At 56.2% G+C, this 6,618-nt stretch carries 7 protein-coding genes (1 of these 7 running past the window's edge); 5 read left to right on the top strand and 2 right to left on the bottom strand.

Annotated features, from left to right (window positions below; genetic code table 11):
• Positions 1–12: 12 nt before the first annotated feature.
• Entirely contained in the window at positions 13–1,455 is a 1,443-nt protein-coding gene (gene aspA, locus NMD14_04200) for an aspartate ammonia-lyase (protein XEI33634.1), read from the bottom strand.
• Positions 1,456–1,897: 442 nt separating this feature from the next.
• Between aspA and NMD14_04205 the strand changes: the two genes are divergently transcribed.
• On the top strand, positions 1,898–2,377 hold the full coding sequence (locus NMD14_04205; GenBank protein XEI33635.1) for an FxsA family protein: 480 nt from the start codon (positions 1,898–1,900) through the stop codon (positions 2,375–2,377).
• Between the two features lie 45 nt (positions 2,378–2,422).
• Here the strand turns inward: NMD14_04205 and NMD14_04210 are convergent, their stop codons facing one another.
• Positions 2,423–3,775 carry an MATE family efflux transporter gene (locus NMD14_04210; GenBank protein ID XEI33636.1) on the bottom strand — a complete coding sequence of 451 codons (1,353 nt, stop codon included), beginning with the start codon at positions 3,773–3,775 and terminating at the stop codon, positions 2,423–2,425.
• Between the two features lie 241 nt (positions 3,776–4,016).
• Between NMD14_04210 and NMD14_04215 the strand changes: the two genes are divergently transcribed.
• The 4 genes from NMD14_04215 to NMD14_04230 all read left to right on the top strand — a co-directional run.
• Positions 4,017–4,310, top strand: coding sequence for a co-chaperone GroES (locus tag NMD14_04215; protein XEI33637.1), 294 nt, complete (start codon positions 4,017–4,019; stop codon positions 4,308–4,310).
• A 43-nt stretch (positions 4,311–4,353) separates the two neighbouring features.
• On the top strand, positions 4,354–5,988 hold the full coding sequence (gene groL / locus NMD14_04220; GenBank protein XEI33638.1) for a chaperonin GroEL: 1,635 nt from the start codon (positions 4,354–4,356) through the stop codon (positions 5,986–5,988).
• A gap of 99 nt (positions 5,989–6,087) precedes the next feature.
• Positions 6,088–6,588: a molybdopterin-binding oxidoreductase gene (locus tag NMD14_04225; GenBank protein XEI33639.1), complete on the top strand. Its 501-nt coding sequence runs from the start codon at positions 6,088–6,090 to the stop codon at positions 6,586–6,588.
• Positions 6,589–6,611: 23 nt separating this feature from the next.
• Positions 6,612–6,618: the 5' portion of a bifunctional diguanylate cyclase/phosphodiesterase gene (locus NMD14_04230; GenBank protein ID XEI33640.1), read on the top strand. 1,925 nt of this gene lie beyond the right edge of the window; only the first 7 of its 1,932 coding nucleotides appear in the window; it begins with the start codon at positions 6,612–6,614; the stop codon falls past the right edge of the window.

Here is a 6,618-nt window from a genome sequence, read left to right on the forward strand (position 1 = left end):
GCCCACACTCGCTTAAACGGCAGCTTCGCGGGTGAAACGCTTGGCTTTGTATTGCGGGTTCATCAGGTTCTCGATGGAGAGGATTTCGTCCAGTTGCTCGGCACTCAGCAGGCCGCGCTCCAGCACGACTTCGCGGACGTTCTTGCCGGTCTGGGCACAGATCTTGCCGACGATATCCCCTTCGTGGTGGCCGATGAAGGGGTTCAGGTAGGTCACGATGCCGATGGAGTTCAGCACGTGGTTCATGCAGATTTCCGGGTTGGCGGTGATCCCTTCCACGCACTTCTCGCGCAGGGAGATACAGGCTTTTTCCATCAGGCTCAGGGATTCGAACATCGCCTGACCAATCACCGGCTCCATGACGTTCAGCTGCAGCTGACCGGCTTCGGCGGCGAAGGTGATGGTGATGTCGTTACCGAATACCTTGAAGCAGGACTGGTTGACCACTTCCGGAATAACCGGGTTGACCTTGGCCGGCATGATGGAGGAGCCAGCCTGCATTTCCGGCAGGTTGATCTCTTTCAGTGCAGTGCGCGGGCCGGAGGAGAGCAGACGCAGGTCATTACAGATCTTGGACAGCTTCATGGCCAGACGCTTGATAGCGCCGTGCAGCATGACGTAGGCACCACAGTCGGAGGTGGCTTCGATCAGATCTTCTGCCGGTACATAGGCACGACCGGTGATCTCGGCCAGACGCTTGATGGCCAGCTCTGAGTACTCGGGGGGGGTGTTCAGACCGGTACCGATGGCGGTGGCACCTAGGTTCACTTCCAGCAGCAGATCCTGGCAACGCTTGATGGACTTGATCTCTTCACGCAGGGTGACGGCAAAGGCGTGGAACTCCTGACCCAGGGTCATCGGCACCGCATCTTGCAGCTGGGTACGGCCCATTTTCAGGATCTTTTTGAACTCCTCGGCCTTGGCATCAAATGCCGCAATCAGGTGTTCCAGCGCATGCAGGGTCACATCAGTGCTGTTGACGACAGCCACGCGGAAACCGGTGGGGTAGGCATCGTTGGTGGATTGGCACTTGTTGACGTGGTCGTTCGGGTTGATGACATCGTAACGGCCTTTTTCCAGACCCATGATCTCCAAGGCGATGTTGGCCAGCACCTCGTTGGTGTTCATGTTGACGGAGGTGCCGGCGCCACCCTGGTAAACGTCAACCGGGAACTGGTCGAAGCATTTGCCGGTGTTCAGCATCAGGTCGCAGGCTTCTACGATCTTGTCAGCAATTTCAGGACGGATGGTACCCAGTTCGCCGTTTGCCAGCGCAGCCGCTTTCTTGGTCAGCACCATACCGCGGACGAATTCCGGAACGTCAGAAATCTTCTGAGAGCTGATCTTGAAGTTCTCGACAGCGCGCAGGGTGTGCACACCGTAGTAGAGATCATTGGAAACTTCTTTGGTGCCCAGCAGGTCTTCTTCAATGCGGACGTTCTTGATGTCGCTCATTGTAATGCCTCAGAAATCAGATAAATGGAAAAATCCTCACCGAGTGGTCGCGAGTTCCTTGCGCACAGCTCATCCTGAAGCACCACGCATCGAGTGGGGCGGTTGGGAGAATGACTTCCCGAAAAACTGATCAATATACTACTCCAATTGAGGTATCGGTTATTAGAGGTGGATCACTAAATTTGCGACATTTTCAAATTACTTTGAGGAAAGTACACATATGTTATGAAGTTTTTATCATGATGATTTTTATAAATTTTTGTGACTGTTAGCTGGTTTTTTAGATTGCTGATGATGTAAGCGTCAGTTGACCAACTTGAAAAGAGAGGGGGCGCCCCCATTTATTCAGGACAGAAAGTGGTGATGACGGGGCGGCAACATCGCCTCTGGACATCGTTGGATGGACGCCACTTTTTCTCAATTTACCGGTGCTGGAGTGGATATGGGCAAGTTGTTGCTGTTGTTGGTGGGTCTGGTGGTACTGGAGCTCACCGTGATGATCGAGGTCGGCTCAGTGATTGGGGCGCTGCCGACGGTCGGCTTGCTCATACTGACCGCGGTATTGGGCTCCTCTCTGGTGCGCAGTGAAGGGGTCAAGACCCTGTTCAGCGCCCAGCAAAAGATGCAGATGGGCGAGATGCCGGGCCGCGAGGTGATGGGTGGCATGATGCTGGCGCTGGCTGGCCTGCTGCTGATTATCCCGGGTTTTGTGACCGATATGTTCGGTGTGTTGTTGCTGCAACCCTGGCTGCGCAACAAGCTGGCCGACAAGCTGATTGGCAGCAACCCGTTCCGGATGCAGATGGGTGGTTTCCAGCAGGGAACACCATCGCCGTTTGGCAACGCGCCATCCGATGATCATCTGGGCAACGCCAAGCAGGGCGGCACCACCATCGAAGGTGAATTTGAGCGCAAAGAGTGAACGTAAAGAGTAATCGACGAGACGCAAATCCGAGGCGTTATGCCATCAGGGATTACCCTGATGGCATAACGCCTCGAAGCGGTGTCGGGCATACCACCACGCGAGGGTGCCCGCCACCAGATTGGCCAGCAGTATTCCCAGATAGATCCCCTGTTCTCCCCCCAGCTTTGCCCCCAGCCAGGCTCCTGGCAACAGAAAACCAAATAGTCGCAATCCGTTGAACAAGAACGAGATACTGGATGCCCGCACGCCATTGAGTGCCGAGGCCAGCAGCATCACCATGCCCTGAAAGCCGTAACCGATCGGCACCAGATGCAGATAGAGAATAATCAGGCGAATGACCTGCGGATGATCGCTGAACAGATTGGCGATCAGCGGGGCAAGCAGCCAGGTCAGGCCATAGATGGCGAGCTGGAACAGCAACGCAAAACCCATGCAGCTTTGCAGCGCCGCTTTAGCGCGGGCCGGATTGCCTGCGCCGCAGTTTTGCGAGATGAAAGGGGCCAGTACAGAGGCAAGGGCCATCATCACGATCAGCAGCAGCGCCTCGACCCGTGATGCGGCGCCGTAAGCGGCCACCATTTCAGTACCCAGACCCGCAAAAATCATCATCAGCACCGCATTGGCCAGGGGGTTGAGCATATTGGTAAAAGAGGCGGGGACGGCAACATGGAGCAGCGCCCGCCAGTGGGTCAGCAACCGTGCTCGCGGCGAGAGGCGCCACAACAGCAAGCCTTCCCGATGACGCAGGATATAGAGGCTGACCAGCATCGCCATCAACCAGGAGATAGAGGTCGCGATGGCGGCCCCGCGGATCCCCCATTCGGGAAAGGGACCGATACCGAAGATCAACAGAGGATCCAGCACCCCGTTGACCAGCCCGGCTACGGCCATCACCAGACTGGGGGTTTTGGTATCGCCGGTCGCCCGGATGGCGGCATTGCCCACCATGGGCAGCACCAGCATGGGGACGGTGAGATACCAGATCAGCATGTAGTCATGGATGAGAGAGATAAGCTCGGCACTGGCCCCCAACAGGGTAAATAGAGGCTTGATGGTGAGCGCGCCCCCCGCGGAGAGCAGGGCCACCATGATCACCGCCAGAAACAGACTGTCGGTGGCGAGATGGGCCGCCTCATCGTGTTTGCCCTGCCCCAGGGTATGACCGATCACCGCTGACAATCCGGCGCCCAATCCCATCGCCAGCGAGGTAACCACAAAAGTGACCGGAAAGGTAAAACTGATGGCAGCCAGAGCTTCGGTTCCCAGCATACCGATAAAAAAGGTATCGACCAGGTTGAAGGCCAGAATGGCGATGATGCCGAAGATCATGGGGCCCGTCATCTGGCGCAGTACGACCGGGATAGGGGCTGTCAGCATGGGGTTGGTGCGGGTCAAGGGCTCGTCTCTACAGCTGGCTCTGAAGGTTCTGGCATGGAAACCGGGCGGCTTGAACCGACCTTGCCCCAGGGGCGGACATGGGGGAACCATCGAAGATGTTTATAGTACGTGAAAAATTTTTTTTTGTATTTGCCCTTGAAGGGTTAGCAACTCTGCCCCACATCAGGGACATATCTAATTTGGCCTGGAACGGCCATTCCTCAAAGCAACAATGAGACTCATTTTGGGAGAGTTATCGATGAAAATTCGTCCACTGCACGACCGCGTCATCATCAAGCGCATCGAAGCTGAAGCCAAATCTGCCGGCGGTATCGTCTTGACTGGTACTGCGGCCCAGAAATCCACCCGCGGTGAAGTGCTTGCCGTGGGGACTGGCCGCATCCTGGATAATGGCGAAGTCAAAGCGCTGGCCGTGAAGGTTGGTGACAAGGTTATCTTCAACGAAGGCTACGGTGTCAAGACCGAGAAGCTGGATGGTCAGGACGTCCTGATCCTCTCCGAAACCGACATTCTGGCGATTGTCGAAGAGTAATCCATCCTCCTTTTCCCCGAATTGATTTAAGGATTGAAGAAAAATGGCAGCTAAAGACGTTAAGTTTGGTAACGAAGCCCGCATCAAGATGCTGGAAGGCGTAAACATCCTGGCTGATGCCGTCAAGGTGACTCTGGGCCCGAAAGGCCGCAACGTGGTGCTGGACAAGTCCTTCGGCGCCCCAACCATCACTAAAGATGGTGTGTCTGTTGCGCGCGAAATCGAGCTGGAAGACAAGTTCCAGAACATGGGCGCCCAGATGGTCAAGGAAGTGGCTTCCAAGGCCAACGATGCCGCCGGTGACGGTACCACTACTGCAACCGTTCTGGCTCAGGCGATCGTCAACGAAGGTCTGAAAGCCGTTGCCGCCGGTATGAACCCGATGGATCTGAAGCGCGGTATCGACAAGGCCGTGGTGGCTGCTGTTGCCGAGCTGCAAGCGCTGTCCCAGCCGTGTGCTGACAGCAATGCCATCGCTCAGGTGGGCACCATCTCCGCCAACTCCGACGAGAAAGTGGGCAAGCTGATTGCTGAAGCCATGGACAAAGTGGGTCGCGATGGCGTCATCACCGTTGAAGATGGTCAAGGTCTGGAAGACGAGCTGGCGGTTGTCGAAGGTATGCAGTTCGACCGCGGCTACCTGTCCCCCTACTTCATCAACAAGCAAGAGACCGGTTCTGTCGAGCTGGACGACCCGTTCATCCTGCTGGTTGACAAGAAAGTCTCCAACATCCGCGAAATGCTGCCGGTGCTGGAAGGTGTTGCCAAAGCGGGCAAGCCGCTGCTGATCGTTGCCGAAGACGTGGAAGGCGAAGCGCTGGCGACCCTGGTGGTCAACACCATGCGCGGTATCGTGAAAGTGGCTGCCGTCAAGGCGCCGGGCTTCGGTGACCGCCGCAAGGCCATGCTGCAGGATATCGCCGTACTGACTGGCGGTACCGTGATCTCTGAAGAAGTGGGCATGGAGCTGGAAAAAGCGACGCTGGAAGATCTGGGTCGTGCCAAGCGCATCGTCATCACCAAAGAGAACACCACCATCATCGATGGCGTGGGCGATGCCGGTGTGATCGAAGGCCGTGTTGCTCAGATCCGTCAGCAGATCGAAGAGACCTCTTCCGATTACGACCGAGAGAAGCTGCAAGAGCGCGTAGCCAAGCTGGCTGGCGGTGTTGCCGTGATCAAGGTTGGCGCTGCCACCGAAGTCGAGATGAAAGAGAAGAAAGCACGCGTGGAAGATGCCCTGCACGCTACCCGCGCCGCCGTTGAAGAAGGTGTGGTTGCCGGAGGTGGTGTGGCGCTGGTGCGCGTCGCTGCCAAGCTGACAAGCCTGCGTGGTGACAACGAAGATCAGAACGTGGGTATCAAGGTTGCCCTGCGCGCCATGGAAGCTCCGCTGCGCCAAATCGTCATCAACGCCGGTGAAGAAGCCTCCGTCATTGCCAACGCAGTGAAGAACGGCGAAGGCAACTTCGGTTACAACGCTTACAGCGAACAGTATGGCGACATGCTGGCCATGGGCATCCTGGATCCGACCAAGGTAACCCGCTCCGCCCTGCAGTTTGCCTCTTCCATCGCCGGTTTGATGATCACCACTGAGTGCATGGTCACCGAACTGCCGAAGAAAGATACCCCTGCCATGCCTGACATGGGCGGCATGGGTGGCATGGGCATGATGTAATCATCCCCCTTGCTCTGTTTGAGAAACGGCTCGCTCAAGGCGAGCCGTTTTTATATCTGGCTAAAATGAGTCTGTTGAGACAGCAAATTTGGGGGCGATATGAAAATGTTTGGTTGGCTGACGCTACTGTGTTCATTGGTCATCATGCCGGTGATGGCTGCTGAGGCGCTGACCGGGCCGGTGATCCTGAAAGTCGGTGGCAACATCAGTTCGACGGATGACGTTGATGGCAAGGTATTGTTTGATCTGGCCAAACTGCAGGCTCTGCCGCAACATGAGATAGTGACCGGCAACCCGTGGGTGGATAAGCCGCACACCTACAGAGGCCCAAAACTGGCCGATGTATTGGCTGCAGTCGGTGCGGATGGCAAGACCATTACGTTGACGGCACTGAACAGTTTCCAGATCCGCATTGAATGGGACAAGGTTGCCAAATACGAGCCCATCCTCGCATGGGAAGACAATGGCGCTGTCATGCGGGTGCGTGACAAGGGGCCGCTCTGGTTTATGCTGCCTCTTGATCAATATCCGGAATTGAAGCGATCCGAATATACCGACATGATGATCTGGCAACTTGATTTGATAGATATTCAGCACTGATAAAAACTGCAGGGGAGCATGGGGTGAAAG

Origin of the sequence: Aeromonas veronii, assembly GCA_041319085.1 — a bacterium.
GTDB lineage: Bacteria > Pseudomonadota > Gammaproteobacteria > Enterobacterales > Aeromonadaceae > Aeromonas > Aeromonas veronii_F.